Source organism: Massilia sp. Masssp93 (assembly GCF_059491295.1).
On record NZ_CP168502.1, the window covers coordinates 175,963 to 200,943 of the forward strand.

The window sequence follows — 24,981 nt, forward strand, 5'->3', positions numbered from 1 at the left end:
TTTTTATGACTTCTCCAGAAATTTCTGGTAATGCAAAAATTGCAACGCCAGCGGCCGGCCCGGCGCTCCTGCCTCTGAGCGATGCCGTCCTGGAAGCCCTCGCCATCACCAAGCACGGGGTGGACGAGCTGCTGATCGAGAGCGAATTTGCCCAGAAACTGGCCCGTTCGGAACAGAGCGGCACACCGCTGCGCATCAAGCTGGGCCTGGATCCGACGGCGCCCGACCTGCACCTCGGCCACACCGTCGTGCTGAACAAACTGCGCCAGCTGCAGGACCTCGGCCACCAGGTGATCTTCCTGATCGGCGACTTCACGTCGATGATCGGCGACCCGTCGGGCCGCAACGCCACCCGCCCGCCGCTGACCCGCGAACAGATCGAAACCAACGCCGCGACCTACTTCAAGCAGGCGTCGCTCGTGCTCGATGCGGCGCGCACGGAAATCCGCTACAACTCCGAGTGGTGTGACGCGCTCGGTGCGCGCGGCATGATTCAATTGTCCTCGCGCTACACCGTGGCCCGCATGATGGAGCGCGACGACTTCACCAAGCGCTACAAGAGTGGGACCCCGATCTCGGTGCATGAGTTCCTCTATCCTTTGATGCAGGGCTACGATTCCGTCGCTTTGAAAGCGGACCTTGAGCTGGGTGGAACGGACCAGAAATTTAATCTGCTTGTGGGCCGCGAGCTGCAAAAAGACTACGGCCAGGAGCCGCAGTGCATCCTGACCATGCCGTTGCTGGAAGGCCTGGACGGCGTCGAGAAGATGTCCAAGTCCAAGAACAACTATATCGGCATCACCGAACCGGCCAACACGATGTTCGGCAAGCTGATGAGCATCTCGGACGTCATGATGTGGAAGTACTTCGAGCTGCTGTCGTTCCGTTCCATTCAGGATCTGGCCGCGTTGAAAGCGGAGGTGGCAGGCGGCCGCAACCCGCGCGATGCGAAGGTCGCGCTGGCGCAGGAAATCGTCGCCCGCTTCCACTCGCAGCAGGCCGCCGAGGATGCGCTGGCCGACTTCGTCAACCGCTCCAAGGGCGGCATCCCGGACGACGTGCCGGAAGTCGACGTCGAAGGCGCGCCGCTGGGCCTGCCCCAGCTGCTGCGCCAGGCCGGCCTGTGCGCGTCCAGCTCGGAAGCCATGCGCATGATCGACCAGGGCGGCGTGCGCATCGACGGCACGGTCGTGGCCGACAAGGCGTTGCAGGTCCAGGCCGGCACGTTCGTGCTGCAGGTGGGCAAGCGCAAGTTCGCCCGCGTCACGCTCTCCGCATGATCGGCCTGCTGCAGCGGGTCGGCGAGGCCAGCGTTACGGTCGACGGCGAAGTCACGGGTGCCATCGGCCGCGGGCTGATGGTGCTCGTGTGCGCGGAAAAGGGCGACACGGAACGCGAGGCCGACGCGCTGCTGGCGAAACTGCTGACGTACCGCGTGTTTTCGGACGACGCCGGCAAGATGAACCGCAGCGTGACGGACGTGGCGGGCGGCCTGCTGCTCGTGCCGCAGTTCACGCTGGCGGCCGACACCCGTTCGGGCACGCGGCCGTCGTTTTCCCCGGCCGCCGCGCCCGAGGACGGGCGGCGGCTGTTCGACCATGTCGTGCGCCGGGCGCGCGAGCGTCACGGTATCGTCGAAACGGGCCGTTTCGGCGCCGACATGAAGGTGGCGCTGATCAACGACGGGCCGGTGACGTTCTGGCTGCGTATTGATCCACCCCGGGTCGCGAGCTGAAAGGGGAAACTGCGCGCCGCGGCGGCGGTCTTACGGTGAGCGGATGGCAGGGAGACTAATCATGAAGATCTGGAGCGATTCCTTTACCGAGGGCGACATGATTCCGCCCAGATGTGCGTTCGCCGAGATGAACCCCGGCACCCATATCAAGCTGTCGAGCAACCGCAGCCCGCATATCGCCTGGGACGACGTACCGGCCGGTACGCAGTCGCTGGCGCTGCTCGTGCACGACCTCGACGTGCCGACGGACGGCAGCAACGTGAACCAGGAGGGCCGGACCGTCCCCGATACGCTGCCGCGGACGGATTTCTATCACTGGTCGCTGGTCGACATTCCCGTCTGCCTGAAATCCTTCGCCGAGGGCCTGTTCTCGGACATGGTCACCCCGGGTGGCAAGAGCGGGCCCCTCGTGCCGTTCACGATCAAGAACGGCACGGAGCACCAGTTGCGTCACGGCATCAACGATTACACGGGTTGGTTCGCGAACGATCCCGACATGGCCGGCGAATATTATGGCTACGACGGCCCGTGCCCGCCGTGGAACGACGAGCGCGTCCATACCTATGTGTTCACGCTGTATGCCCTCGACATTCCGCGGTTGCCGCTGGATGGGCCTTTCACCGGCAAGGAAGCGCGCCTGGCCATCACGGGGCACATCCTGGACGAGGCGAAGATCTTCGGCGTGTATTCGCTCAATCCCGACGTGGCGGGCAATCTGACCGGCCAGCCTTCCTGACCGGTTTCACTCTACCTACGGCCGCCCGGTCCGCCGGGTCGCCATGAACGATCGCTCCGCGGTGCGGGGCGGCGCATCCGCATGACGACAACGAACGCATCCGCAGCACCCACCGACATCCTCCTGATCCGCCACGGCGAAACGGCCTGGAACGCTGAACGCCGCCTGCAGGGCCATCTGGACATTCCGCTGAACGACGAGGGCGAGCGCCAGGCCGCGCTGCTGGCGGGCGCGCTGGCGCCGGAATCCATCGACGTCCTCGTCGCGAGCGATTTGCGGCGGGCCCGCCAGACGGCCCAGGCCGTGGCCGATGCCCGCGGCCTGGCGCTGGAGATCGAACCGGCGCTGCGCGAACGCGGCTACGGCGGCTTCGAAGGCTTGCTGTACAGCGAGATCGAGCAGCGTTTCCCGCTCGAATTCGCCGCCTGGCAGGCGCGCGACGTCGATGCCCGCCTGCCGCCGGGCCGCAATGTCGGAGAGAGCTTTCGCGCCTTCTTCGATCGCGCCACCGGCGCCATCCTGGCGCTGGCGGCGGCCTGCCCGGGCAAGACCATCGCGCTCGTCGCCCACGGCGGCGTGCTGGAATGCGCCTACCGGCTCGCGCGCGGACTGTCGCTGGAAACCCCGCGCGACTTCAAGGTCTATAACGCCAGCATCAACCGTTTCCGCTTCGAGCCGGCCACGGGCAGCCTCGTATTGCACAGCTGGGGCGAGGTCGACCATCTGCGTCCCGCGGTGCTGGATGAACTGCCTTGACGGCATGCTGGCGGAATTGGCAAGTGTTTTCTGGTACGTGCGCAACAATTCAGCAAAAAAATGTGCTGATAAATTAAGCAGCACTTCGGGTAAAATAGCGAGTTCCCGTTGCTTCCCGTGATTTTCTGCCGTGCAAATAGGTCCCTATACGCTGCGCAATAATGTCTTCGTCGCCCCGATGGCCGGGGTGACCGACCGTCCGTTCCGCCAACTGTGCAAGAAGCTGGGCGCGGGCTATGCGGTGTCCGAGATGGCGGCGTCGAATCCGCGCCTGTGGGCCAGCGAGAAGAGTTCGCGCCGTACCGACCACGCGGGCGAGATGGAGCCGAAAGCCGTGCAGATCGCCGGCGCCGACCCGCACGACCTGGCCGAATGCGCCAGGTTCAACGTCGAGCGCGGCGCCCAGATCATCGACATCAACATGGGGTGCCCCGTCAAGAAGGTGTGCAACAACTGGTGCGGCTCGGCGCTGCTGCAGCATGAAGACCTCGTGCAGCGCATCCTTGACGCCGTCGTGAACGCCGTCGACGTGCCCGTCACCCTGAAATTCCGCACCGGCTGGGACCGCGAAAACAAGAACGCGCTGACCATTGCCCGAATGGCCGAGCAAGCCGGCATCGCCATGCTGACCCTGCACGGTCGCACCCGCGCCGACGGCTACAAGGGCGACGCGGAATACGACACCATCGCCGCCGTCAAGGCCGCCGTCGGGATTCCCGTCGTGGCCAACGGCGACATCACGACGCCGGACAAGGCGAAGTTCGTGCTCGACTATACGGGGGCCGATGCCGTCATGATCGGCCGCGCCGCCCAGGGGCGTCCCTGGATCTGCCGCGAAATCGATTACTTCCTGCGCACGGGCGACTACCTGCCGGCGCCGCTGGTGGACGAGGTGCGCGAACTGATGAACGAACACTTGCCGGCCCACTACGCCTTCTATGGCGAATACCTGGGCGTACGCACGGCGCGCAAGCATATCGGCTGGTATGTCGAGGACTTGCCCGGCGGCGAAGAATTCCGCCAGCGCATGAACCGGATGGAATCGACGGCCGAACAATTGGCCGCCGTCGATGAATTTTTTAAATCGCAACACCGGTATGGCGAGCGGTTACAATACCGGCCCGCGCATGCAGATGCTGCGATTGCCGCCTAAAAGATAGTCAAAATAATAAGAACTTCGGAGACAAACGCTGCCACAAGCAGCATTCAACCAGGATGAAGCAGCAACATGAGTAAAGAAAGTATCCAGGAAGTCGTTCAAAAAAGCCTCGAAGACTATTTCAACGACCTGGGCGAGCAAAAACCGTCGAACATCTACGACATGATGCTTCTGACCGTCGAAAAGCCGATCCTGCAAGTCGTCATGACGCGGGCGGAAGGCAATCAGTCGCATGCTGCCCAGATGCTGGGCATTAATCGCAATACGTTGCGCAAGAAATTGCAGGAGCACGGGCTGCTGTAAGCCGCCGGCGGAGGGGCCGGGGCGTGCAGGCGTGCGTCGGGCCCTTTGTCCGGCGTGCGCGAGCCCGTCCAGATTTTTTTCAACAGGCCACTCCCATGATCAAACAAGCACTCATCTCCGTTTCCGACAAAACCGGCGTCCTCGATTTCGCGCGCGCGCTGTCCGCCCTCGGCGTGAACATCCTGTCCACCGGCGGCACCGCCAAACTGCTGCAGGACAATGGTGTGCCGGTGACCGAAGTCGCCGACTACACGGGCTTCCCGGAAATGCTCGATGGCCGCGTGAAGACGCTGCATCCGAAGGTCCACGGCGGCATCCTGGCGCGCCGCGACTTCCCGGAACACGTTGCCAAGCTGGAAGAGCACGGCATTCCGGAGATCGACATGGTGGTGGTCAACCTGTATCCGTTCCAGGCGACCGTCGCCAAGGAACAGTGCTCGCTGGAAGACGCGATCGAGAACATCGATATCGGCGGCCCGACCATGCTGCGCTCGGCGGCCAAGAACCACCGCGACGTCGTCGTCATCGTCGATCCGGCCGACTACGGTCCGGTGCTGGCGGAGATGAAAGGCACCGGCGAGGCGGCCGGCAGTGTGGGCTACGAGACGAAATTCCGCCTGGCCAAGAAAGTCTTCGCGCACACGGCACAGTACGACGCCGCCATCACGAACTACCTGACCAGCCTCGGCCCGGACAAGGATCACACGAACCGCGCCGCCTACCCGCAGACGCTGAACCTGCACTTCGAAAAAGTCCAGGACATGCGCTACGGCGAAAACCCGCACCAGACGGCCGCGTTCTACCGCGACCTCGTGCCGGCCGCCGGCAGCCTGGCCAACTACCGCCAGCTGCAGGGTAAAGAGCTGTCGTACAACAACATCGCCGACGCGGATGCCGCGTGGGAATGCGTCAAGTCGCTGGGTGGCTTCAACCTGCCGGCCGGCTGCGTGATCATCAAGCACGCCAACCCGTGCGGCGTGGCCATCGGCGCCGACGCCCTGGACGCCTACCAGCGCGCCCTCAAGACCGACCCGACGTCGGCCTTCGGCGGCATCATCGCCTTCAACGTCCCGGTCGACGGCCCGGCGGCGGAAGCGGTCGCCAAGCTGTTCGTGGAAGTCCTGATCGCCCCGGCCTTCACGGCCGAAGCGCTGCAGATCATGTCCGCCAAGCAGAACGTGCGCCTGCTGGAAATCGCCCTCGGTGACGGCCTGAACGTCTACGACGTCAAGCGCGTGGGCGGCGGCCTGCTCGTGCAATCGCCGGACGCCAAGAACGTCGGCATCGATGACTTGCGCGTCGTGACGAAGAAGCAGCCGACCCCGCAGCAGCTGCAGGACCTGATGTTCGCGTGGCGCGTCGCCAAGTTCGTGAAATCGAACGCGATCGTGTTCTGCGCCGGCGGCATGACGCTGGGCGTGGGCGCGGGACAGATGAGCCGCATCGATTCGGCGCGCATCGCGTCGATCAAGGCCCAGAACGCCGGCCTGTCGCTGGCGGGCTCGGCCGTGGCATCGGACGCGTTCTTCCCGTTCCGCGACGGTCTCGACGTCGTCGTCGATGCGGGCGCGACCTGCGTGATCCACCCGGGCGGCTCGATGCGCGACCAGGAAGTGATCGACGCGGCGGATGAACGTGGCGTGGTCATGCTCTATACTGGGACGCGTCACTTCCGTCATTGATGTAAACGATGCGCGAACGTAGGGTGGGCGCCCCGTGCCCACGCGTGACGCCGGCACAACGCGAACGTCCCGCGTGGGCGGAGGCCGCCCACCCTACGGTATCCCGTCAATGTCGACAGTATCGGTAGGGTGGGCTCCCCGAGCCCACGATGTGTTTTTGCCGTTGACCTGTGTTTTTGCACAGTATTTTTCCCACGAAACACCCTCGCCGGTATAACATTCGATAATGATTATTCTCGGCATCGACCCCGGCCTGCGCACGACAGGGTTCGGGGTCATTGAAAAGCAAGGCAACCGGCTGCGCTACATCGCGTCCGGCACCATCAAGACCGGCAGCGAAGGCGCGTTGCCGCCGCGTCTGAAAGTCATCCTGACCGGCGTCAGCGAAATCGTCGCCACCTACCAGCCGGCCTGCGCGGCCATCGAAAAAGTCTTCGTCAACGTCAATCCGCAGTCGACCCTGCTGCTCGGCCAGGCGCGCGGCGCCGCGATCACGGCCCTTGTCGGCGCCGACCTCGAGGTGGCGGAATACACGCCCACGCAGGTCAAGCAGGCCGTCGTCGGCACCGGCAAGGCCGTCAAGGCCCAGGTGCAGGAGATGGTCGCGCGCCTGCTCAAGCTGCCGGGCCTGCCGGGCTCGGACGCCGCCGATGCGCTCGGCATTGCCATCTGCCATGCCAACAGTCACGATGCGCTGGCATTGATGGGCGCGCTCGCGCCGGCCAATCCGAAAAAGCCGACGCTGCACATGAAGCGCGGCCGCCTCGTCTAACTATTGAAAGGTCACCATGATCGGTCGTCTCTCCGGAGTCCTGCTGGAAAAGAACCCGCCGCAAGTGCTCGTCGATTGCCAGGGTGTCGGCTATGAAGTCGATGTGCCGATGAGCACGTTCTACAACCTGCCGCACACGGGCGAGAAGGTGACGCTCTTCACGCACTACGTCGTGCGCGAGGATGCGCACCTGCTGTTCGGCTTCGGGTCGTCGAACGAGCGCGCCGTGTTCCGCCAGCTGATCAAGATCACCGGCGTCGGCGCGCGCACGGCATTGTCCATCCTGTCCGGGATGACGGTGGCCGACCTCGCCCAGGCCGTGACCTTGCAGGAAGCGGGCCGCCTGATCAAGGTGCCGGGCATCGGCAAGAAGACGGCCGAGCGCCTGTTGCTGGAACTGAAGGGCAAACTGGGGGCCGACATCGGCGCTGTGGCCCGCACGCCGCACGACGACGCCCAGGCAGACGTGCTCAATGCGCTGCTGGCTTTGGGGTATTCTGACAAGGAAGCCCTGATCGCGATCAAGAACATGCCGGCCGGGACCGGTGTGTCCGACGGCATCAAGCTGGCGTTGAAGGCGCTCTCGAAGGCATGAACGGGCATGGTGGGCACCGGTGTCCACCCAACGGGCGTTCCCGTATTGCGTAGGGTGGGCACCCCGTGCCCACCGGTCGAATGCGTGGGCGGAGGCCGCCCACCCTACGTAACGCCGGCACCATTTAAGATAACGTAATGAGCATCCAGACCGACAATTTCACCGAGCAGCGCATCATCGACGCGGCGCCGGCCTCGCCCAACGAGGAGGCGATCGAGCGCGCGTTGCGCCCCAAGCATCTGGACGAATACGTCGGCCAGGAAAAGATCCGCGACCAGCTCGAGATCTTCATCCACGCGGCAAGAAAGCGCCGTGAGGCGCTCGACCACACGCTGCTGTTCGGTCCGCCGGGCCTCGGCAAGACGACGCTCGCCCACATCATCGCGCGCGAGATGGGCGTCAACCTGCGCCAGACGTCCGGCCCGGTGCTGGAGCGCCCCGGCGACCTGGCCGCGCTGCTGACGAACCTGGAAGCGAACGACGTCCTGTTCATCGACGAGATCCACCGTCTGTCTCCGGTTGTCGAGGAAATCCTGTATCCGGCGCTGGAAGATTATCAGATCGACATCATGATCGGCGAAGGCCCGGCCGCGCGGTCCGTGAAGCTCGACCTGCAGCCGTTCACGCTCGTCGGCGCGACGACGCGTGCCGGCATGCTGACGAATCCGCTGCGCGACCGCTTCGGCATCGTCGCCCGGCTGGAGTTCTACAACGTCGATGAATTGACCAAGATCGTCACGCGCAGCGCCGCGCTGCTGGAAGCGCCGATCGACGAGGACGGCGCGCGCGAAGTGGCCCAGCGCGCACGGGGCACCCCGCGTATCGCCAACCGCCTGCTGCGCCGCGTGCGCGATTATGCGGAAGTGAAGGGCAATGGCGAGATCACCAAGGACATGGCCGACCGCGCGCTGCGCATGCTGGACGTGGACACGGTCGGGTTCGACGTGATGGACAGGAAGTTGCTGGAGGCGGTGCTGTTCAAGTTCTCCGGCGGGCCGGTCGGCATCGGCAACCTGGCCGCCGCCATCGGCGAAGCGGCGGACACCATCGAGGACGTGCTGGAACCCTATCTGATCCAGCAGGGTTATCTGCAGCGCACGCCGCGCGGCCGCATCGCGACGCCGCTGGCCTACCGCCATTTCGGCATCGCCGCGCCGCGCATCAGCCCGACGGGCGATCTATGGGACAACCTGCCCCCGGTCTAGTTGTAGCGAAATAAATGACGGCGCGGGTCAGGGCAGCGCCGGCTCCTGGCGGTCGCGCTTGCGCATCGGGCGCTGGCGGCGGTCCGGGGTGGCGGGGAAGACGAAACTGATGAACATCAGCACGGAGGCCGCGAGCAGCAGGCCGCCGCACCACAGCATTTCCGCTTCGCTGCGCTGCCACAGCACGCCGCCGCCGACCGCTGCCGGCAGCATCAGCAGGAGACCGCCCAGCGCGCGCAGGGCGATGGAGCGCCGCATGCGGGGCGCCAGCAGGGCGATGTACAGGAAGCTCCCGGAAATCAGGCTCAGGCCGAACAGTCCGCCAAGCACGGGCCAGCCGGGCATGCCGCGGGTGCTGTCGTCGGACAGCACCAGCGCCGGCACCACCGGGATGACGATGGCAATCAAAAAAGACAGAAGCCGCAGGAAGATCATCGTACTGTCTCCGCGCGGTCCGAAATTGCAAATCGATAAGTCATGCAGCGCCATGTGTGATGAATGAAACATCGACCAGATTAGCATAACGCCTCCGGTTATGGCGCGCACGATGCGCAAACTTCGTATTTACAATCGTCGTTATTCCTGGCGCAGCCAGACCTGCGAGCGCCCGAACATCGGCACGCCGACATAGCCCCGCACTTCGAGCTTCCTGCCGCCTTCGTGCACGCTCAGCTTGCTCTTGTACACCTTGCCGTCCTTGGGATCGAGGATCTCGCCGCCGGTATAGTCGTCGCCGTCCTTCCTGAGGCCGGAAACGATCGTCATGCCGACGATCGGCTGGTCCTTGCGCGCGCCCTGGCACAGCGAGCATTTCGGATTCTGCTCTTCCTCCGGGGTGCGGAACAGTTTTTCGATCCTGCCCCGTAATTCGCCCTGGCTCTCCGTGATGCGGATCAGCGCGGTCGGCTTGCCGGAGGCGTCGTCGATGGTCTTCCACAGCCCGACCGGCGAGGCATCCTGGGCCCAGGCCAAGGGCGCGGCGAAGACGGTGGCAAAGGCCGCGAGGGCGGCGGCGTGGATCAGGGGGCGCATGGTGTCTCCTTATTGGATTGTCGGTATTTGCTCTGCCAGTGTAGCAAACTGCACGGTCGTGCGGTAAACCGTGGAGCGCCTCTGTCACGACAAAAAATGCGCCGGCGCGATCCAGCTTATGCGATATGCATCAATTGGTCGGCGTAGCCCATCCTTACACTGGTTGCGAGGACGGCCGTCGTCCGCTGCCAACGAGTCCCGGGGGATACCATGAGCATGACGCAACATGGCTGGATGAAACACTGTATCGCCGCGGCCTGCTGTGCCTGCGGCATCGCCGGTGCTGCGGCCGAGACGGTGACGCTCACCTTCGACCAGTTCGGGGACGACGGACCTTACCCGGATTCGTACACGGAATCGGGCTTCGTCATCACGTCGCTGTATCCCGGCGGCCACCTGCATAACGGTGGGAGCTCGCTGTGGCTGCACAGCCGCGAGGGCTCGTCGCCTTACCAGATCCGGCGGGTGGACGGCGGCACCTTCGACTTCCTCGGCTTCGACTATGACGGCGGCGATTCCGTCTTCGTCAGCGATGCGGGCGCCACATTCACGATCCTGGGCGACCAGCCGCTGGCGACGTTTACCTTGTCGCCGGCGTTCCAGCACGTCGGTTACGTCAACTGGTATATGAACAATCCGGGCGACTTGAGCACGCCGGACGAGCAGTGGGGGCAAATCGACAATATCGTGACGAATATTTCGCCGGCGCCCGAACCGGCGCAGGCCGCGATGCTGGGCCTGGGACTGGCCGGGCTGCTGCTGCGCGCGCGCCGTGCGCGTCAATCCACGTTCGGCACCAGCAGCAGGAGGTCGGTCACGCCGACGTCGACGCCCATCTGCGAGAACAGCGTCGTCGCCTGGCCCCGGTGATGCGTCTGGTGATTGAACACGTGCAGGAGGACGTCGCCCAGCCGCTTCCTGCTCGTGACGCCTTTCGTGGACGTGTATTCGAACGGCCCTTCCAGCTGGGACGGCCGGACTTCGTCGCAGAACGCGATGATGGCCGCGTCCAGCCTGGTCCGCAGGCCGTCCAGCTCGGGCAGGGTGGCGCACAGGCGCTGGTCGAGGGACGCCGGCCGCGGCAAATCGTCCAGGCATCGCAGCGATGCGAAGCCGGGCAGGTTGGCGGCGATGCGCTTGAACCAGATGAGGTCCGCGATCACGAGGTGGTTGAGCGTGCCGAACACCGAACCGAAGAACGCGCCCCGGTCTTCGTGCAGCCGGTCCGCCGGCAGGGCGGCCGCCGCGTCGTACAGCTTCCGGTTCATCCACTGGTTGTAGGTGGCCAGTTGGGGAAAGTGCGACGTGTTGTTCATGGCTTGATCGAATGCGGGTGAAAAAAATGCGCCGGCGTGAACCGGCGCATTGTTTCGCGGACTGCGTCAGCGTGGGCCTTGCGGCATCAGGCCGGCGGCAGCTTGGCGAACTGCTCGTTCAGCTTGGACAGCGTGGCGCTGAAGTTTTCCAGGCGCTCGCGCTCCTGGGCGACGACGGCCGCGGGCGCGCGCGCGACGAAGCTTTCGCTGGACAGCTTGCCGTTGGCCTTGCCGATCTCGCCTTCGATGCGCGCGATTTCCTTTTTCAGGCGCTCGCGCTCGGCGCCGACGTCGATCTCGACCTTCAGCATCAGCTTCGTCGTGCCGACGATGGCGACGGCGGCCGGCGAATCCGGCAGCGCGTCGACGATCTGCACCTCGGACAGCTTGGCCAGCAGGGCGACGTACGGCGCGAAGCCCTGGGCAGCCGCGCGGTCGGCATCGTTCGCCGGCTCGACGATCAGCGGCACGCGTACGGACGGCGACAGCTTCATTTCGCCGCGCAGGTTGCGGGTGGCGTCGGTGACCTTCTTGAACTGCTCCATCCAGGCTTCCGCATCCGCATCGATCAGCGCTTCGTTGGCGATCGGGTACGGTTGCAGCATGATGGTGTCGCCGGTTTTGCCTGCCAGCGGCGCCACGGCCTGCCACAAGGCCTCGGTGACGAACGGGATGATCGGGTGCGCGAGACGCAGCACGACTTCCAGCACGCGCAGCAGCGTGTGGCGGGTGGCGCGCTGTTGCGCCTCGGTGCCTTGCTGGACCTGCACCTTGGCGAGCTCCAGGTACCAGTCGCAGTACTCGTCCCACACGAAGCTGTAGATGCTGTTCGCGATGTTGTCGAAGCGGTAGTCCTCGAAGCCCTTCGCCACGTCCAGCTCGACGCGATTCAGGCGCGAGACGATCCAGCGGTCGGCCGGGGAATAGTCGGCGGCGTCCGGCTTGCCGCAGTCCTTGCCTTCCGTGTTCATCAGCACGAAGCGCGTCGCGTTCCACAGCTTGTTGCAGAAGTTGCGGTAGCCTTCGCAGCGGCCCAGGTCGAAGTTGATGTTGCGGCCGAGGGAGGCGTAGCTCGCCATCGTGAAGCGCACGGCGTCGGTGCCGAACGCGGCGATCCCGTCCGGGAATTCCTTGCGCGTCGCCTTCGCGATCTTCTCGGCGGCCTTCGGATTCATCAGGCCCGTCGTGCGCTTGGTGACGAGCGACTCGACGTCGATGCCGTCGATCAGGTCGATCGGGTCGAGCGTGTTGCCCTTCGATTTCGACATCTTCTGGCCCGACGAATCGCGCACGAGACCGTGCACGTACACGGTCTTGAACGGGACCTTGCCGGTGAAGTGCGCCGTCATCATGACCATGCGCGCGACCCAGAAGAAGATGATGTCGAAGCCGGTGACCAGCACGGAGGAGGGCAGGAACAGGTCCATGTCCTTCGTCTGTTCCGGCCAGCCGACCGTCGAGAACGGGACGAGCGCGGACGAGAACCACGTGTCGAGCACGTCGTCGTCGCGTTTCAGTTCACCCTGGACGCCGCTAGCGGCCGCCTTCTGCCGTGCCTCTTCTTCGTCGCGGGCGACGACGACTTCGCCGTTCGGACCGTACCAGGCGGGGATGCGGTGGCCCCACCACAGCTGGCGCGAGATGCACCAGTCCTGGATGTTGTTCAGCCACTGGTTGTACGTGGTCGTCCAGTTCTCCGGGACGAACTTGATTTCGCCGCTCGCGACCTTGTCCAGCGCCACTTCGGTGATCGACTTGCCCGGATTGTGCGTGCCTTCCGGTGCCGGCTTGCTCATCGCGACGAACCACTGGTCGGTCAGCATCGGCTCGATGATGACGCCCGTGCGGTCGCCGCGCGGCACCTGCAGCTTGTGCGGTTTGACCTGTTCCAGCAGGCCTTGCGCTTCGAGGTCGGCGACGATCTTCTTGCGCGCGTCGAAGCGGTCGAGGCCGCGGTAGGCTTCCGGTGCGTCGTCGGTGATCCTGGCGTCGAGCGTCATGATCGACAGCAGCGCCAGGTTGTGGCGCTGGCCGACGGCGTAGTCGTTGAAGTCGTGCGCGGGCGTGATCTTCACGCAGCCCGTGCCGAACGCCTTGTCGACGTAGGTGTCGGCGATGACCGGGATCTCGCGACCGACGAGCGGCAGTTTCAGCATCTTGCCGTGCAGGTGCGTGTAGCGTTCGTCGGTCGGATCGACGGCGACGGCGACGTCGCCCAGCATCGTTTCCGGACGCGTCGTCGCGACCGTCAGGTGGCCGCTGCCGTCCGCCAGCGGATACTGGATGTACCACATCGAGCCGTCTTCTTCTTCCGACACCACTTCCAGGTCGGAGACGGCCGTGCCCAGCACCGGGTCCCAGTTGACGAGGCGCTTGCCGCGGTAGATCAGGCCCTGCTCGAACAGGCGCACGAAGACTTCGGTGACGGTCTTGCTGCGCGGCTCGTCCATCGTGAAGTATTCGCGGGCCCAGTCGGCGGACGCGCCCAGGCGGCGCATCTGGCCGGTGATGGTGCTGCCCGATTTTTCCTTCCACTCCCACACCTTCTCGACGAAGGCTTCGCGGCCGAGGTCGTGGCGCGAGACTTTCTGCGCGTCGAGCTGGCGCTCCACGACGATCTGCGTGGCGATGCCGGCGTGGTCGGTGCCCGGGATCCACGCCGTGTTAAAGCCACGCATGCGGTAGTAGCGCGTCAGGCCATCCATGACGGTCTGGTTGAAGGCGTGCCCCATGTGCAGGGTGCCCGTCACGTTCGGCGGCGGCAGCTGGATGCTGAACGACGGCTTGGCGTCGTCCATGGAGGCGGCGAAATAACCGCGCTGTTCCCATTCCGTGCGCCAGAATTGTTCGATGTCGGCTGGCTCGAAAGACTTGGCTAATTCCATGATGTGGCTGAGGTGGATGTATTTGCGAAAACGACCATTATAGATGACGGCGTAAAGCCTGCGCCGACAAGGCGGCGGGATTTTTGGACGGACGGGCAGATGAGATGCGTAGGGTGGGCGGCCCTCCGCCCACGCGTGACGTTCGCGTTGTGCCGGCGTCACGCGTGACGTACGCGTTGTGCCGGCGTCACGCGTGGGCACGGGGTGCCCACCCTACGACAAACGTCGCGGTTATTTACCGCAACCCAGCGACTTGATGCGATCGTACGCGGCCTTCGCCTGCACCAGGCCGTAGCCGTACTTGGTGTCGCGGCCGGCCGTGCCCAGGTCGAGCGCGCTGTTGTCCAGCGACGTGCGGATCTGGGAACCGGTGCAGGTCGGGAAGTAGCTCCACACCAGCGCGGCGACGGCCGATACGTGCGGCGTGGCCATCGACGTGCCGTCGAAGTAGGCGTAGTTCGACGCCTTCAGGGCCACCGTCGCGGTCTGCCCCAGCTGGGCCTTCATCGCGGCGCCGTCCGTGTCCGACGCGGTCAGCGAGGGGATCGTCGTCACGGTCGTGCCCAGCGTGCCGCCGAAGCTGCCGGCCACGTTGTTGTAGACGATGGCGCCCACGCCGCCGCTGTTCTGGCAGTTGGTGACCTTGGTCGCGAAGTCGTTCGTGCCGCGCTGGATCAGGCAGATCTTGCCGGAGACGGCCGTGTTGACCGTGTCGCCGATGCCGAAGTCGGCCAGCGGCGCGGTGGCGGTCTTGACGGGCGAGCCTTCCATCGCCGACGACGCGTAGTTGGTCGAGCCGACCGTCAGCGCCGTGTCGACGCCGGTGCCCATCGGGACGGTGGACAGCACGGAGACGCCCGGACCGGCGATCTCGACGTCCTTGTTGTACTGCGAGAAGGAGGCGACGACCTTGTTCTCGTCCACGGCCGCCACCGACATCACGCTGGCATAGCCGGCCGGGTACGACGTCGTCGAGTTGCCGTCGTTGCCGGCCGCCGCGATGGAGAGCACGCCCTTGGTCTGCAGGTTGTCGAACGCGCGCTGCTCGGTGATGCTGCGCGCGCCGCCGCCCAGCGACATCGTGATGACGTTCGCGCCCGCCGCGCCGCACTTGTTGGCCGCGTTGGCCAGGGTCGACGAGTACGTCCACGCGCCGTCCGCGCCGAAGACCTTCACGATGTGCAGCTTGAGCTGCTTGTTCGGATTCACGCCGACCACGCCCAGGCCGTTGTTGACGCCCGCGATGGTGCCGAACACGTGGGTGCCGTGATGGGTCTCGTCGGTGTACCACCAGCCGGTGCCGGAATCGTATTCGCCGGTGACGTTGGCGCCGTTGTCCTTCAGGTCTTCATGGTTGAAGTCGACGCCGGAGTCGATGATGCAGATCTTGCGGTTGCTCGTGTTCGCGTCCGCGAGCTGGTCGGCCTGCACGAGCTTGATGCCGTACGGGACCAGCTGGCCGCTCGTGTACGGCACGCCGGTGGAGGGCGTCGTCAGCGAGAACGGCTTGCGGATCACGTCTTCCTCGACGTACTCGACGTTCGGGTTGTGCTGCAGGCCCTGCAGCGCGGCCGTCGGCACTTCGATGGCCATCGCGTTCATGTTGAAGATTTCCTGCTTGACCGCTCCCCTTGCGGCCGCGACGGCGGATTTGACGTTGGCAGCCGAGCCCGGCTTGAAGGCGACGATCACGCGGGTGGTGTCGGGCGCGGCCGATGCACTGCCTGCGAACGCGACGGCAAGGGCCGCCACGCACAGCCCGAGGGCGGGAACCATCATTGATGCGCGAGTTTGCTTCTGATTCATCGGTGTTTTCTCCGTTGATTAGGGTATCGTTATCGCCGCTAGCCTTGTGGGCCGCGAGCTTGTGGTAGTACTCCTCTAACAGCCGATACATCGCGCTACCCGTATCGGGCAGCGCGAATCAGTTTATTTTGAGAACTTATACATATGCAATTAGTTTTCAATCGTGCGCGCCCGCTGTTGCGCTCGTGTCGCACGCATGTTGCGCTGGCGCAGAACGATTGAATTCGATTGACGAGCCGGCTTGTCAACGTGCTATATTTTTGCCGCGCCTTGGCGCCGTGCGACCGTTTGCGCCGCAGCGGGCGCGTTCACCCACATCGCTGCGAGAACCATCACAATGAGCGCGCACCTTCCTCCCCGCCGCCTGATCCTGGTCGTCGACGACGATCCCATCCTGCTCGACTACCTGGCGACCGTGCTGGACCATGCCGGCTACGACACCGTGAAAGCCGCTTCGGCCGCGGAGGCGCTGCAGCGCGTCGCCGAACGCGAAGCCGACATCGCGCTGGCGCTGCTGGACATCAGCATGCCCGGCATGTCCGGCCTCGAGCTGGCGCTGCGTCTCAAGGAACACACGTCGGTCGCCTTCATGTTCCTGTCGTCGGTGGACGATGCCGAGACGGCCCGCCAGGCCGCCAGCCACGGCGCCGTCGGCTTTGTCGTCAAGCCGGTCGACGCCGCGCGCCTGTTGCCGTCCTTCGAATCCGCGCTCGCGCGCGCCGACGAGATCCGCCAGCTGCGCCGCACCGAAGCGAACCTGAACGCCGCGCTGGCGGCGGGCCGCGAGACGAGCCTGGCCGTGGGCCTCCTGATGACGCGCTTCCAGACCGACCGCAACACGGCATTCGAAGTGCTGCGCGACCACGCCCGTTCGACCCGGCGCAAGGTCAACGAAGTCGCGGAACAGCTCGTCGCTGCCGAGGAATTGCTCAACAGCCTGCATGGGGCGTTCGCGGGGCGGCTGAAAGGTAAATAACGTTCCGCCCCTGGCTTGGTATCATGGCAAACTTTCTTGCATCATTTTCCGGGGATAGAAAACATGAAAACCAAGGCAGCGATCGCATGGCAGGCAGGGAAACCGCTGACGATCGAGGAAGTCGAGCTCGAGGGCCCGAAAGCGGGCGAGGTGCTGGTCGAAGTCAAGGCGACAGGCATCTGCCATACCGATTACTACACGTTGTCCGGCGCGGACCCGGAAGGGATCTTTCCCGCCATCATGGGCCATGAAGGCGCCGGCGTCGTCGTCGACGTCGGGCCGGGCGTCACGAGCCTGCGCAAGGACGACCACGTCATCCCGCTGTACACGCCGGAATGCCGCCAGTGCAAATTCTGCCTGTCGCAAAAGACCAATCTGTGCCAGGCGATCCGCAGCACGCAGGGCCGCGGCCTGATGCCGGATGCGACCTCGCGCTTCTCGCTGGACGGCAAGCCGATCTATCACTACATGGGGACGTCGACCTTCTCGAACTACATCGTGGTGCCGGAAATCGCGCTGGCGAAAGTCCGCTCCGATGCGCCGTTCGACAAGATCTGCTATATCGGCTGCGGCGTGACGACGGGCATCGGCGCCGTCATCTTCACGGCGAAGGTCGAGGCGGGCGCGAACGTCGTCGTGTTCGGCCTGGGCGGCATCGGCCTGAACGTGATCCAGGCGGCGAAGATGGTCGGCGCCGACAAGATCATCGGCGTGGACCTCAACCCCGGCCGCGAAGACATGGCGCGCAAGTTCGGCATGACCCATTTCGTCAATCCGAAGAACGTCGAGAACGTCGTCGACACGATCGTCCAGCTGACGGATGGCGGCGCCGACTACAGTTTCGAATGCATCGGCAACGTCCAGACCATGCGCCAGGCGCTGGAGTGCTGCCACAAGGGCTGGGGCCAATCGATCATCATCGGCGTGGCGGAAGCGGGCAAGGAGATCGCGACCCGTCCGTTCCAGCTGGTCACGGGCCGCGTGTGGAAAGGTTCCGCGTTCGGCGGCGCGCGCGGCCGCACGGACGTGCCGAAGATCGTCGACTGGTACATGGAAAACAAGATCAACATCGACGATCTGATTACCCACCACCTGCCGCTCGACCGGATCAACGAGGGCTTCGACCTGATGAAGAAGGGCGAGTCGATCCGCTCCGTCGTCGTCTACTGATCCTGCCATGCCCGCGGCGCCGCAAGCGCTGCGGGCATATGTGTCATATCGGCGTGCGAATATATTGTTTCTTGTATAATTTCCGGCCCGCGATCGCGCTTTGGCCATTGCGGAAATAAATCAAGATAAAGAGATCGGAAATAATATGTTCAAGAAATTCGCAATCGGCGCCACGCTGGCGCTGGCGGCATCGTCGTCGTTCGCCGCGGCACCGACCGGCTATTACGCCGGCCTGGACGTCGGCTCGACCAGGATCGACAACCTCGACGACAGCAAAACCGGCGTCGGCGGCTTCCTGGGCTACGGCTTCAACCGCTTCGTCGCCGTCGAGCTGGGCTATCGCCAACTGGGCAGCTGGGACTTCGGCCCCGTCGAGGTGACCGCCAAGCAGACCCATGTCTCCGTCGTCGGTTCCTACCCGCTGACCCCGCAATTCGACATCTACGGCCGCCTCGGCTACAACTCGCTGCGCGCCGAAGCGTCGTACGGCGGCGCCAGGTACGGTGACGACACCAACGGCGCCCTGTATGGCGTCGGCCTGAATTACAACTTCACCCCGACCATTTCCGGCCGTGTGGAAGCGCAGAAACCGTCCAGCGATTCGACCAATTACGGCGTCGGCATCGTTTTCAAATTCTGATCGACGCGCCGGGCGGATTGTCCGGCGGTGATTACGAGCGGCATGTATTTCGGAAACGGAATATATGCCGTTTTTATTGATGGGTTTCCGAACCGTATTCGGCCGCGGACGATACATCGACATGCATATATTGCTGTGCCGATTCCGGTGTGGCACGATGCCGTTTTAACGTTTTATTAATTCGGATACCGCATGCGCCCAGTCCGCCTCGCACTTCTCCTGGCCCTGGCCGGCACGACCTTCGCCGCCGCCGCCGCCGCCCAGGACCACCCACCCGCGGCTGCGCCGGCTGCCGAGCGTCCCGCCACCGCATTCCCGTACACGCCGGGCCTGGACGTGAACGCGATGGACCGCAAGGCCGACCCCTGCGTCGACTTTTACCAATATGCCTGCGGCGGCTGGATCAAGAACAACCCGATCCCGGCCGACCAGGCGCGCTGGTCGGTGTACGGCAAGCTGGCGCTGGACAACCGCCGCTACCTGTGGGGCATCCTCGAAGACCTGTCGAAGCGCCAGGACGGCCGCAACGCGAACCAGCAAAAGATCGGCGATTACTTCGGCGCCTGCATGGACGAGAAGGCCATCGATGCGCGCGGCGCCGCGCCGCTGAAGCCGTATTTCGACGCGATCGCGCAGCTGCATTCGAACCGCGACCTGCCGCGCGTGCTGGCGCGCCTGCAACTGGCGCTGGCCGATCCGGGCCTGTTCTTCGGCTTCTCGTCGAGCCAGGATTTCGCGGATTCCTCGCGCGTGATCGCGTTCGCATTCGCCGGCGGCCTCGGCCTGCCGGACCGCGATTCCTATCTCAAGACGGACGCCAAGTCGAAAGAGATCCGCGCCAAGTACGTGACCCACATCGCCAACACGTTCAAGCTGCTGGGCGATGCGCCCGCCCAGGCGCAGCGCAACGCCGCGCGCGTGATGCAGATGGAGACGGCGCTCGCGCAGGCGTCGCTGTCGTCCGTGGACAAACGCGATCCGTATAAACTGTTCCACAAGGTCGATGTCAAAGGCCTGCAGGCGTTGACGCCGGCCTTCGACTGGCACGCCTACCTGGACGAACTGGGGGAGGGGAACCTGGCGACGTTCAACGTCACGGAACCCGCGTTCTTCAAGGCGCTCGGCAAGATGTGGAAGACGAGCGACGTCGATGCCACGCGCACCTACCTGCGCTGGCACGTGGCGCGCAATATGTCGCCGCTGCTGGCGTCGAATTTCGACAACGAACACTTCGATTTCTTCAGCAAGACCCTGCGCGGCGTGCAGCAGCAGCAACCGCGCTGGAAGCGCTGCGTGGCCCTCGTCGACCATCAGCTGGGCGAGGCGCTGGGCCAGGAATTCGTCAGCCGCGCGTTTTCCCCGGAGCTCAAGGAAAAGGCGCTGCACATGACGCGCCAGATCGAAGACGCGATGAAGCGGGACATCGACGAACTCGACTGGATGAGCGCGGAGACGAAGCAGCAGGCGCAAAAGAAACTGGCCGCGATCGTCAACAAGATCGGCTACCCGGACAAGTGGCGCGACTATGGCGCCTACGTCGTCAAGCCGGGCGACTTCGCCGGCAACGTCGAACGCGGCAACGAGTTCGAGGCGCGCCGCCAGCTGGCCAAGATCGGCAAGCCGCTCGACCGCACGGAATGGGGCATGACGCCGCCGACGGTGAACGCGTACTTCGATCCGCAGATGAACGACATCAACTTCCCGGCCGGCGTGCTGCAGCCGCCGCTGTTCGACCCGAAGATGGACGACGCGCCCAACTACGGCAACACGGGCGGCACCATCGGCCACGAGCTGACCCACGCCTTCGACGACGAGGGGCGCCAGTTCGACGCCAACGGCAACCTCAAGGACTGGTGGACGAAGAAGGATGCCAAGGCCTTCGAGGAACGGGCCCAGTGCGTCGTCGACCAGTACGCCAAGTACACGGTGGTGGACGACATCAAGATCAACAGCAAGCTCACCCTGGGCGAGGACGTCGCCGACCTGGGCGGCCTGATCCTCGGCTGGATGGCGTGGCAGACGGAGATGGCGAGCATGCCGCAGAAAGCCCAGCCGCAGCCGCTGCGTGACGGATTGACGCCGGAGCAGCGCTTCTTTGTCGGCTACGCGCAATGGGCTTGCGAAAACGATCGCCCGGAAAACCTGCGCGTGAGCGCGATGACGGACCCGCACTCGCCGGGTCGCTACCGCGTCAACGGGCTGATGGTGAACATGCCGCAGTTCCAGCAGGCGTTCCAGTGCAAGGCGGGGCAGCCGATGGTGAACGAGAAGCGGTGCAGGGTGTGGTGAGCGTTGGCTCGAGCACGTCCCCGCGCAGGCGGGGATCCAAGTGCTGAGCGGCCTGCACACGAACCGGGCCCTCTGCGCGGGGGCGACGGTTGAAGGTGCGCGTCGTGCTCAGGACCGCGCGGCCTGGTCGCTGAGCTGCGCCTGCATGTGCACGAGATTCGCTTCGAACGCCTGCATCTCCAGCCCGATCGACGTCAGGTCGAGTGCCGCCTGCTTGAGTTCGGGGAACAGCTGCGTTTCCTCCTGGCGGATATGGCTCAGGACCGCATCGATGAGTTCGTGTACCAATGGCTCGGCGCGGGCCTCGTCCAACGACATGCCTTGCAGCGTGGCCAGCAGGTCGTCGACGGCGAGATGGTCTTCCTCGAAGCGGGCGATCAGGTTCGGGTCGACGCGGCGTACGCCGGGATAGAAGACGCCTTCCTCGAGGCGCGAGTGCATGTGGATGGCCTGGATCAGCTGGGTCGCCGCCTGCTTCCTGACGTCGGCGCTTTGCGTGTTCTGGTATTTGTCCGCGAGCTTGCGGACCAGGTCGTGGTCGCGCAGCAGGGCCTGGACCGGATTGTCGGCAGGGAACGCGGCATGCGGTTCCGGCCGTGCAGGGTCGTCTGTGGTTGCCATGGGTACTCTCCTCAACGGGTTGCCCGGCATATTCCGATATGCCGTCAGGGTTTCATCCTACTCCCCGCCCACCCATGCAGCATGTTCGGTAACGCACCCAGGGTCGCGTCACAGCAACGCCCGCTTCCGAAAAAAACGCCGCCTCACGGGCGGCGTCCATACAGGCGGCGGGACCTTCAGTGCTGCGAGATGCTGCCGCGCCAGGCGCCCGTTTCCTTGCCGCGTTTCTCGAGCAGGTCCTTGAACTTCTGCAGGTTGCCGCGGGCTTCCAGGCGCACCGCGCCGAGGGCGTCGCCGATCTTCTCGGCGGGTCCCTCCGGCTGGTAATCCATCTGCAGCGTGATGCGGGTGACGTCGTCGGACAGCTTGTGGAAGGTCACGACGCCGCCGTTCGGCACGCCGCTGGTGCTGCGCCAGGCGATGCGCTTGTCCGGAATCTGCTCCGTGATCTCGGCATCCCATTCCTTGTCTTCGCCGGCCACATTGGCCTTCCAGTGCAGGCGCTTGTCGTCCAGTTGACGGACTTCATGGACGCTGCCCATGAACTGCGGGAAGTCCTCGAACTGGGTCCACTGATTGTAGGCGGTGCGCACGGGGACGTTGACCTCGATCGTTTCGAGAATCGACGAGCCCATGCCCGATTTATTACCCTTCATTTTTTTCGACAGCATCATGCCGCCGACGGCCAGCGCGGCGACCGTCACTACACGGTTCAGCATTTTTACCTCCTTATGCCAAGAGCGTTCGCTTGCGATACACAAAAGTGGTCCACGCCTGACAAAGGCGGGACCGATGAAAAACCCCATCTGTCGTCAAAATTACGTGAAAAGAGATCATCATGGCGCCCGCGAGCCGTGTGGCAACATTGCGGATGCAGTCATGTTTCGGTGGCGACGATGTTGTGATACTGTATATATCATCAGTAAAAATGCCGCCGCGGCGATGCCGAGGGCGGGTCGCGACGTTATAATGCCCGCATGAATCTCCTCGACAACCTGAACCCCGAACAACTGGCCGCCGTCACGCTGCCGTCCCAGAGCGCCCTCATTCTCGCGGGCGCCGGGTCCGGCAAGACGCGGGTGCTGACGACCCGCATCGCCTGGCTGATCCAGACGGGGCAGGTGTCCCCGGCCGGCCTCATGGCCGTGACCTTTACCAACAAGGCCGCCAAGGAGATGCTCACGCGCCTTTCGGCGATGCTGCCGGTGAACACGCGCGGCATGTGGATCGGCACGTTCCACGGCCTGTGCAACCGCCTGCTGCGCACGCACCACCGCGACGCCGCGTTGCCGCAGACGTTCCAGATCCTCGATTCGCAGGACCAGCTGTCGATGATCAAGCGCATGCTCAAGGCGCTGAACGTGGACGACGAGAAGTACCCGGCCAAGGACCTGATGTACTTCATCAACAACGCCAAGGACCGCGGCCAGCGCGCGCACGACGTCGAGGCGTACGACCATGTGCAAAAGCGCATGGCCGAGCTGTACGATTTCTATGACCAGCAATGCCAGCGCGAAGGCGTCGTCGACTTCGCCGAGCTGCTGTTGCGCTCGTACGAACTGCTGCAGCGCAACCACCCGCTGCGCCAGCATTACCAGATGCGCTTCCGCCACATCCTCGTCGACGAGTTCCAGGACACCAACGACCTGCAGTACAACCTGCTGAAGCTGCTGGCCGGCCACGGCGAGCAGCGCGGCGGCGCCATCTTCGCCGTCGGCGACGACGACCAGAGCATCTACGCGTTCCGCGGCGCCAATGTCGGCAACATGCAGGCGTTCGAGCGCGACTTCGAAGTGAAAAACCTGATCAAGCTGGAGCAGAACTACCGCTCGCACGGCAACATCCTCGACAGCGCCAACCACCTCATTTCGAACAACGCGAAACGCCTCGGCAAGAACCTGCGCACGGACGCGGGCCAGGGCGAGCCGGTGCGCATCTACGAAGCGTCGTCCGACCTCGAAGAGGCGCAGTGGATCATCGACGAGGCCAAGAGCCTGATGGCGGAAGGCGTCTCCAAGAGCGAGATCGCCGTGCTGTACCGCTCCAACGCCCAGAGCCGCGTGATCGAGCACGCGCTGTTCGCGGCCGGCCTGCCGTACACCGTGTACGGCGGCCTGCGCTACTTCCAGCGCGCCGAGGTCAAGCACGCCATCGCGTACCTGCAGCTGATGGACAACCCGCACAACGATTCCGCGTTCATGCGCGTCGTGAATTTTCCGACGCGCGGCATCGGCGCCCGTTCGATCGAGCAGTTGCAGATGGCGGCGGAAAGCTATCGCGTGTCGCTGTACGCGGCCGTGCCTTACATGACGGGCAAGGCCGGCACGGCGCTCGGAAATTTCGTCAAGCTGATCGAGAGCGCGCGCTTCGAGACCCAGCAACTGCCGCTGCCGGAGATGGTGCGCGTCGTGCTCGAGCGCAGCACGCTGCTGGCGCACTACGCCAACGAAAAAGAGGGCCAGGAGCGCATCGAGAACTTGCAGCAGATGGTAGGCGCCGCCACCCAGTTCGTGCAGGAAGAAGGTTTCGGCACGCAGGCGCCGGCCCATCTCGGCCCGCAGGCCCTGGCCGCGAGCGGCACGGCGATCGTGGACGGCGACGGCATCGACGTGCTCGACGCGGACGCGCCGCTGTCGACCGTGATGTCGCCGCTGTCCGCCTTCCTCGCGCACGCGTCGCTGGAAGCGGGCGACGCCCAGGCGCAGGCCGGCCAGGAAGCGATGCAGCTCATGACCGTGCACTCGGCCAAGGGCCTGGAATTCGACGCCGTGTTCATCACGGGCCTGGAAGAGGGCCTGTTCCCGCACGAGAGCAGCGCGCGCGAGATGGATGGCGTCGACGAGGAACGCCGGCTGATGTACGTGGCGATCACGCGCGCGCGCCAGCGCCTGTACATGAGTTTTACGCAGCAGCGCATGCTGCACGGCCAGACGCGCTTCAACATGAAGTCGCGCTTCTTCGACGAGCTGCCGGAACACGCGCTGAAATGGCTGACGCCGCGCGTGCAGACGAACTGGTTCGCCGGCCGCAAGTCGACGACGGCCTGGGACGACGCCGATTTCCGCGAAGGCGGCAGCGACAACCAGATCGCCAAGCAGATTGCGCAAAAGTCCAGCAGCGGCAACGGGACCGGATGGCGCATCGGCGAGTCGGTGAATCACGCGCGGTTCGGCGAAGGCGTGATCGTCAACATCGAGGGTGGCGCGGGCAGTGCGCGCGCGCAGATCAATTTCGGCGCGGCGGGGATGAAGGTGCTCGACCTGTCGGTGGCCAAGCTGGAGCGCGTCGGCCGATAAAATTGGC

At 64.6% G+C, this 24,981-nt stretch carries 23 protein-coding genes; 16 read left to right on the top strand and 7 right to left on the bottom strand.

The genetic code is table 11. The features are described 5' to 3' along the window. The first annotated feature begins 5 nt into the window (after window positions 1-5). From tyrS to ruvB, 10 genes are all read left to right on the top strand, one after another. Window positions 6-1,280 (top strand): tyrosine--tRNA ligase, encoded by a 1,275-nt coding sequence (gene tyrS, locus ACEN9Q_RS00770; protein WP_495627035.1) that lies wholly within the window; start codon window positions 6-8, stop codon window positions 1,278-1,280. Continuing rightward, the gene (gene dtd, locus ACEN9Q_RS00775; RefSeq protein ID WP_495627036.1) at window positions 1,277-1,735 is read left to right on the top strand and encodes a D-aminoacyl-tRNA deacylase; all 459 of its coding nucleotides are present in this window, start codon (window positions 1,277-1,279) and stop codon (window positions 1,733-1,735) included. Before tyrS ends, dtd begins: the two co-directional genes overlap by 4 nt. Before the next feature lie 61 nt (window positions 1,736-1,796). Next, window positions 1,797-2,471, top strand: a complete 675-nt coding sequence (locus ACEN9Q_RS00780) for a YbhB/YbcL family Raf kinase inhibitor-like protein (protein WP_495627037.1) — start codon at window positions 1,797-1,799, stop codon at window positions 2,469-2,471. Window positions 2,472-2,552: 81 nt separating this feature from the next. Beyond that, window positions 2,553-3,227, top strand: coding sequence for a histidine phosphatase family protein (locus ACEN9Q_RS00785; RefSeq protein ID WP_495627038.1), 675 nt, complete (start codon window positions 2,553-2,555; stop codon window positions 3,225-3,227). 130 nt (window positions 3,228-3,357) lie between these two features. After that, window positions 3,358-4,380 (top strand): tRNA dihydrouridine synthase DusB, encoded by a 1,023-nt coding sequence (gene dusB / locus ACEN9Q_RS00790; RefSeq protein ID WP_082548281.1) that lies wholly within the window; start codon window positions 3,358-3,360, stop codon window positions 4,378-4,380. A 75-nt stretch (window positions 4,381-4,455) separates the two neighbouring features. Continuing rightward, on the top strand, window positions 4,456-4,689 hold the full coding sequence (locus tag ACEN9Q_RS00795; protein ID WP_056447956.1) for a helix-turn-helix domain-containing protein: 234 nt from the start codon (window positions 4,456-4,458) through the stop codon (window positions 4,687-4,689). 95 nt (window positions 4,690-4,784) lie between these two features. Next, window positions 4,785-6,371 carry a bifunctional phosphoribosylaminoimidazolecarboxamide formyltransferase/IMP cyclohydrolase gene (purH, locus tag ACEN9Q_RS00800; protein WP_056447954.1) on the top strand — a complete coding sequence of 529 codons (1,587 nt, stop codon included), beginning with the start codon at window positions 4,785-4,787 and terminating at the stop codon, window positions 6,369-6,371. A 226-nt stretch (window positions 6,372-6,597) separates the two neighbouring features. Then, entirely contained in the window at window positions 6,598-7,143 is a 546-nt protein-coding gene (gene ruvC / locus ACEN9Q_RS00805; RefSeq protein ID WP_056447952.1) for a crossover junction endodeoxyribonuclease RuvC, read from the top strand. A 16-nt stretch (window positions 7,144-7,159) separates the two neighbouring features. After that, complete coding sequence (gene ruvA, locus ACEN9Q_RS00810) at window positions 7,160-7,738, top strand: Holliday junction branch migration protein RuvA (protein WP_056447949.1); 579 nt, start codon at window positions 7,160-7,162, stop codon at window positions 7,736-7,738. 137 nt (window positions 7,739-7,875) lie between these two features. Further along, window positions 7,876-8,943 (top strand): Holliday junction branch migration DNA helicase RuvB, encoded by a 1,068-nt coding sequence (ruvB, locus tag ACEN9Q_RS00815; RefSeq protein WP_495627039.1) that lies wholly within the window; start codon window positions 7,876-7,878, stop codon window positions 8,941-8,943. A gap of 27 nt (window positions 8,944-8,970) precedes the next feature. Here the strand turns inward: ruvB and ACEN9Q_RS00820 are convergent, their stop codons facing one another. Both ACEN9Q_RS00820 and ACEN9Q_RS00825 read right to left on the bottom strand, forming a co-directional pair. Continuing rightward, window positions 8,971-9,378: a hypothetical protein gene (locus tag ACEN9Q_RS00820; protein ID WP_056447943.1), complete on the bottom strand. Its 408-nt coding sequence runs from the start codon at window positions 9,376-9,378 to the stop codon at window positions 8,971-8,973. Window positions 9,379-9,519: 141 nt separating this feature from the next. Further along, a complete protein-coding gene (locus ACEN9Q_RS00825) occupies window positions 9,520-9,975 on the bottom strand; it encodes a DUF2147 domain-containing protein (RefSeq protein WP_495627040.1) in 456 nt (151 codons plus the stop codon). Between the two features lie 234 nt (window positions 9,976-10,209). Here ACEN9Q_RS00825 and ACEN9Q_RS00830 point away from each other — a divergent pair, with 234 nt between their 5' ends. Next, on the top strand, window positions 10,210-10,845 hold the full coding sequence (locus ACEN9Q_RS00830; RefSeq protein WP_157202093.1) for a PEP-CTERM sorting domain-containing protein: 636 nt from the start codon (window positions 10,210-10,212) through the stop codon (window positions 10,843-10,845). On the opposite strand, the gene ACEN9Q_RS00835 is transcribed toward ACEN9Q_RS00830, so the two are convergent. The 3 genes from ACEN9Q_RS00835 to ACEN9Q_RS00845 form a co-directional block, all read right to left on the bottom strand. Then, a complete protein-coding gene (locus ACEN9Q_RS00835) occupies window positions 10,755-11,291 on the bottom strand; it encodes a DinB family protein (RefSeq protein ID WP_056447933.1) in 537 nt (178 codons plus the stop codon). The genes ACEN9Q_RS00830 and ACEN9Q_RS00835 overlap by 91 nt on opposite strands. 86 nt (window positions 11,292-11,377) lie before the next feature. Next, complete coding sequence (locus ACEN9Q_RS00840; protein ID WP_495627041.1) at window positions 11,378-14,176, bottom strand: valine--tRNA ligase; 2,799 nt, start codon at window positions 14,174-14,176, stop codon at window positions 11,378-11,380. Between the two features lie 231 nt (window positions 14,177-14,407). Further along, window positions 14,408-15,955 carry a S8 family serine peptidase gene (locus ACEN9Q_RS00845; RefSeq protein WP_495627042.1) on the bottom strand — a complete coding sequence of 516 codons (1,548 nt, stop codon included), beginning with the start codon at window positions 15,953-15,955 and terminating at the stop codon, window positions 14,408-14,410. A gap of 364 nt (window positions 15,956-16,319) precedes the next feature. Here ACEN9Q_RS00845 and ACEN9Q_RS00850 point away from each other — a divergent pair, with 364 nt between their 5' ends. The 4 genes from ACEN9Q_RS00850 to ACEN9Q_RS00865 all read left to right on the top strand — a co-directional run bounded on the left by ACEN9Q_RS00850 (window position 16,320) and on the right by ACEN9Q_RS00865 (window position 21,057). Beyond that, complete coding sequence (locus ACEN9Q_RS00850) at window positions 16,320-16,958, top strand: ANTAR domain-containing response regulator (protein ID WP_495627043.1); 639 nt, start codon at window positions 16,320-16,322, stop codon at window positions 16,956-16,958. A 63-nt stretch (window positions 16,959-17,021) separates the two neighbouring features. After that, a complete protein-coding gene (locus ACEN9Q_RS00855; protein WP_495627044.1) occupies window positions 17,022-18,128 on the top strand; it encodes an S-(hydroxymethyl)glutathione dehydrogenase/class III alcohol dehydrogenase in 1,107 nt (368 codons plus the stop codon). A 145-nt stretch (window positions 18,129-18,273) separates the two neighbouring features. Then, window positions 18,274-18,768: an outer membrane beta-barrel protein gene (locus tag ACEN9Q_RS00860; protein WP_495627045.1), complete on the top strand. Its 495-nt coding sequence runs from the start codon at window positions 18,274-18,276 to the stop codon at window positions 18,766-18,768. A 192-nt stretch (window positions 18,769-18,960) separates the two neighbouring features. After that, a complete protein-coding gene (locus ACEN9Q_RS00865; protein ID WP_495627046.1) occupies window positions 18,961-21,057 on the top strand; it encodes a M13 family metallopeptidase in 2,097 nt (698 codons plus the stop codon). Between the two features lie 108 nt (window positions 21,058-21,165). Here ACEN9Q_RS00865 and ACEN9Q_RS00870 read toward each other — a convergent pair whose 3' ends face one another. Both ACEN9Q_RS00870 and ACEN9Q_RS00875 read right to left on the bottom strand, forming a co-directional pair. After that, window positions 21,166-21,678: a hemerythrin domain-containing protein gene (locus ACEN9Q_RS00870; RefSeq protein WP_495627047.1), complete on the bottom strand. Its 513-nt coding sequence runs from the start codon at window positions 21,676-21,678 to the stop codon at window positions 21,166-21,168. Between the two features lie 176 nt (window positions 21,679-21,854). Further along, window positions 21,855-22,397, bottom strand: coding sequence for an SRPBCC family protein (locus ACEN9Q_RS00875; RefSeq protein WP_082548277.1), 543 nt, complete (start codon window positions 22,395-22,397; stop codon window positions 21,855-21,857). Between the two features lie 258 nt (window positions 22,398-22,655). Between ACEN9Q_RS00875 and ACEN9Q_RS00880 the strand changes: the two genes are divergently transcribed. Further along, window positions 22,656-24,974 (top strand): UvrD-helicase domain-containing protein, encoded by a 2,319-nt coding sequence (locus ACEN9Q_RS00880; RefSeq protein WP_056447866.1) that lies wholly within the window; start codon window positions 22,656-22,658, stop codon window positions 24,972-24,974. Window positions 24,975-24,981 lie beyond the last annotated feature (7 nt).

What these genes read in the sequence shown, in the direction of transcription:
- tyrS (WP_495627035.1), top strand. Translation starts at nt 6, where the DNA reads ATGACTTCTCCAGAAATTTCTGGTAATGCAAAAATTGCAACGCCAGCG.
- dtd (WP_495627036.1), top strand. Translation starts at nt 1,277, where the DNA reads ATGATCGGCCTGCTGCAGCGGGTCGGCGAGGCCAGCGTTACGGTCGAC.
- ACEN9Q_RS00780 (WP_495627037.1), top strand. Translation starts at nt 1,797, where the DNA reads ATGAAGATCTGGAGCGATTCCTTTACCGAGGGCGACATGATTCCGCCC.
- ACEN9Q_RS00785 (WP_495627038.1), top strand. Translation starts at nt 2,553, where the DNA reads ATGACGACAACGAACGCATCCGCAGCACCCACCGACATCCTCCTGATC.
- ACEN9Q_RS00795 (WP_056447956.1), top strand. Translation starts at nt 4,456, where the DNA reads ATGAGTAAAGAAAGTATCCAGGAAGTCGTTCAAAAAAGCCTCGAAGAC.
- purH (WP_056447954.1), top strand. Translation starts at nt 4,785, where the DNA reads ATGATCAAACAAGCACTCATCTCCGTTTCCGACAAAACCGGCGTCCTC.
- ruvC (WP_056447952.1), top strand. Translation starts at nt 6,598, where the DNA reads ATGATTATTCTCGGCATCGACCCCGGCCTGCGCACGACAGGGTTCGGG.
- ruvA (WP_056447949.1), top strand. Translation starts at nt 7,160, where the DNA reads ATGATCGGTCGTCTCTCCGGAGTCCTGCTGGAAAAGAACCCGCCGCAA.
- ruvB (WP_495627039.1), top strand. Translation starts at nt 7,876, where the DNA reads ATGAGCATCCAGACCGACAATTTCACCGAGCAGCGCATCATCGACGCG.
- ACEN9Q_RS00820 (WP_056447943.1), bottom strand. Translation starts at nt 9,378, where the DNA reads ATGATCTTCCTGCGGCTTCTGTCTTTTTTGATTGCCATCGTCATCCCG.
- ACEN9Q_RS00825 (WP_495627040.1), bottom strand. Translation starts at nt 9,975, where the DNA reads ATGCGCCCCCTGATCCACGCCGCCGCCCTCGCGGCCTTTGCCACCGTC.
- ACEN9Q_RS00830 (WP_157202093.1), top strand. Translation starts at nt 10,210, where the DNA reads ATGAAACACTGTATCGCCGCGGCCTGCTGTGCCTGCGGCATCGCCGGT.
- ACEN9Q_RS00835 (WP_056447933.1), bottom strand. Translation starts at nt 11,291, where the DNA reads ATGAACAACACGTCGCACTTTCCCCAACTGGCCACCTACAACCAGTGG.
- ACEN9Q_RS00840 (WP_495627041.1), bottom strand. Translation starts at nt 14,176, where the DNA reads ATGGAATTAGCCAAGTCTTTCGAGCCAGCCGACATCGAACAATTCTGG.
- ACEN9Q_RS00845 (WP_495627042.1), bottom strand. Translation starts at nt 15,955, where the DNA reads ATGATGGTTCCCGCCCTCGGGCTGTGCGTGGCGGCCCTTGCCGTCGCG.
- ACEN9Q_RS00850 (WP_495627043.1), top strand. Translation starts at nt 16,320, where the DNA reads ATGAGCGCGCACCTTCCTCCCCGCCGCCTGATCCTGGTCGTCGACGAC.
- ACEN9Q_RS00855 (WP_495627044.1), top strand. Translation starts at nt 17,022, where the DNA reads ATGAAAACCAAGGCAGCGATCGCATGGCAGGCAGGGAAACCGCTGACG.
- ACEN9Q_RS00860 (WP_495627045.1), top strand. Translation starts at nt 18,274, where the DNA reads ATGTTCAAGAAATTCGCAATCGGCGCCACGCTGGCGCTGGCGGCATCG.
- ACEN9Q_RS00865 (WP_495627046.1), top strand. Translation starts at nt 18,961, where the DNA reads ATGCGCCCAGTCCGCCTCGCACTTCTCCTGGCCCTGGCCGGCACGACC.
- ACEN9Q_RS00870 (WP_495627047.1), bottom strand. Translation starts at nt 21,678, where the DNA reads ATGGCAACCACAGACGACCCTGCACGGCCGGAACCGCATGCCGCGTTC.
- ACEN9Q_RS00875 (WP_082548277.1), bottom strand. Translation starts at nt 22,397, where the DNA reads ATGCTGAACCGTGTAGTGACGGTCGCCGCGCTGGCCGTCGGCGGCATG.
- ACEN9Q_RS00880 (WP_056447866.1), top strand. Translation starts at nt 22,656, where the DNA reads ATGAATCTCCTCGACAACCTGAACCCCGAACAACTGGCCGCCGTCACG.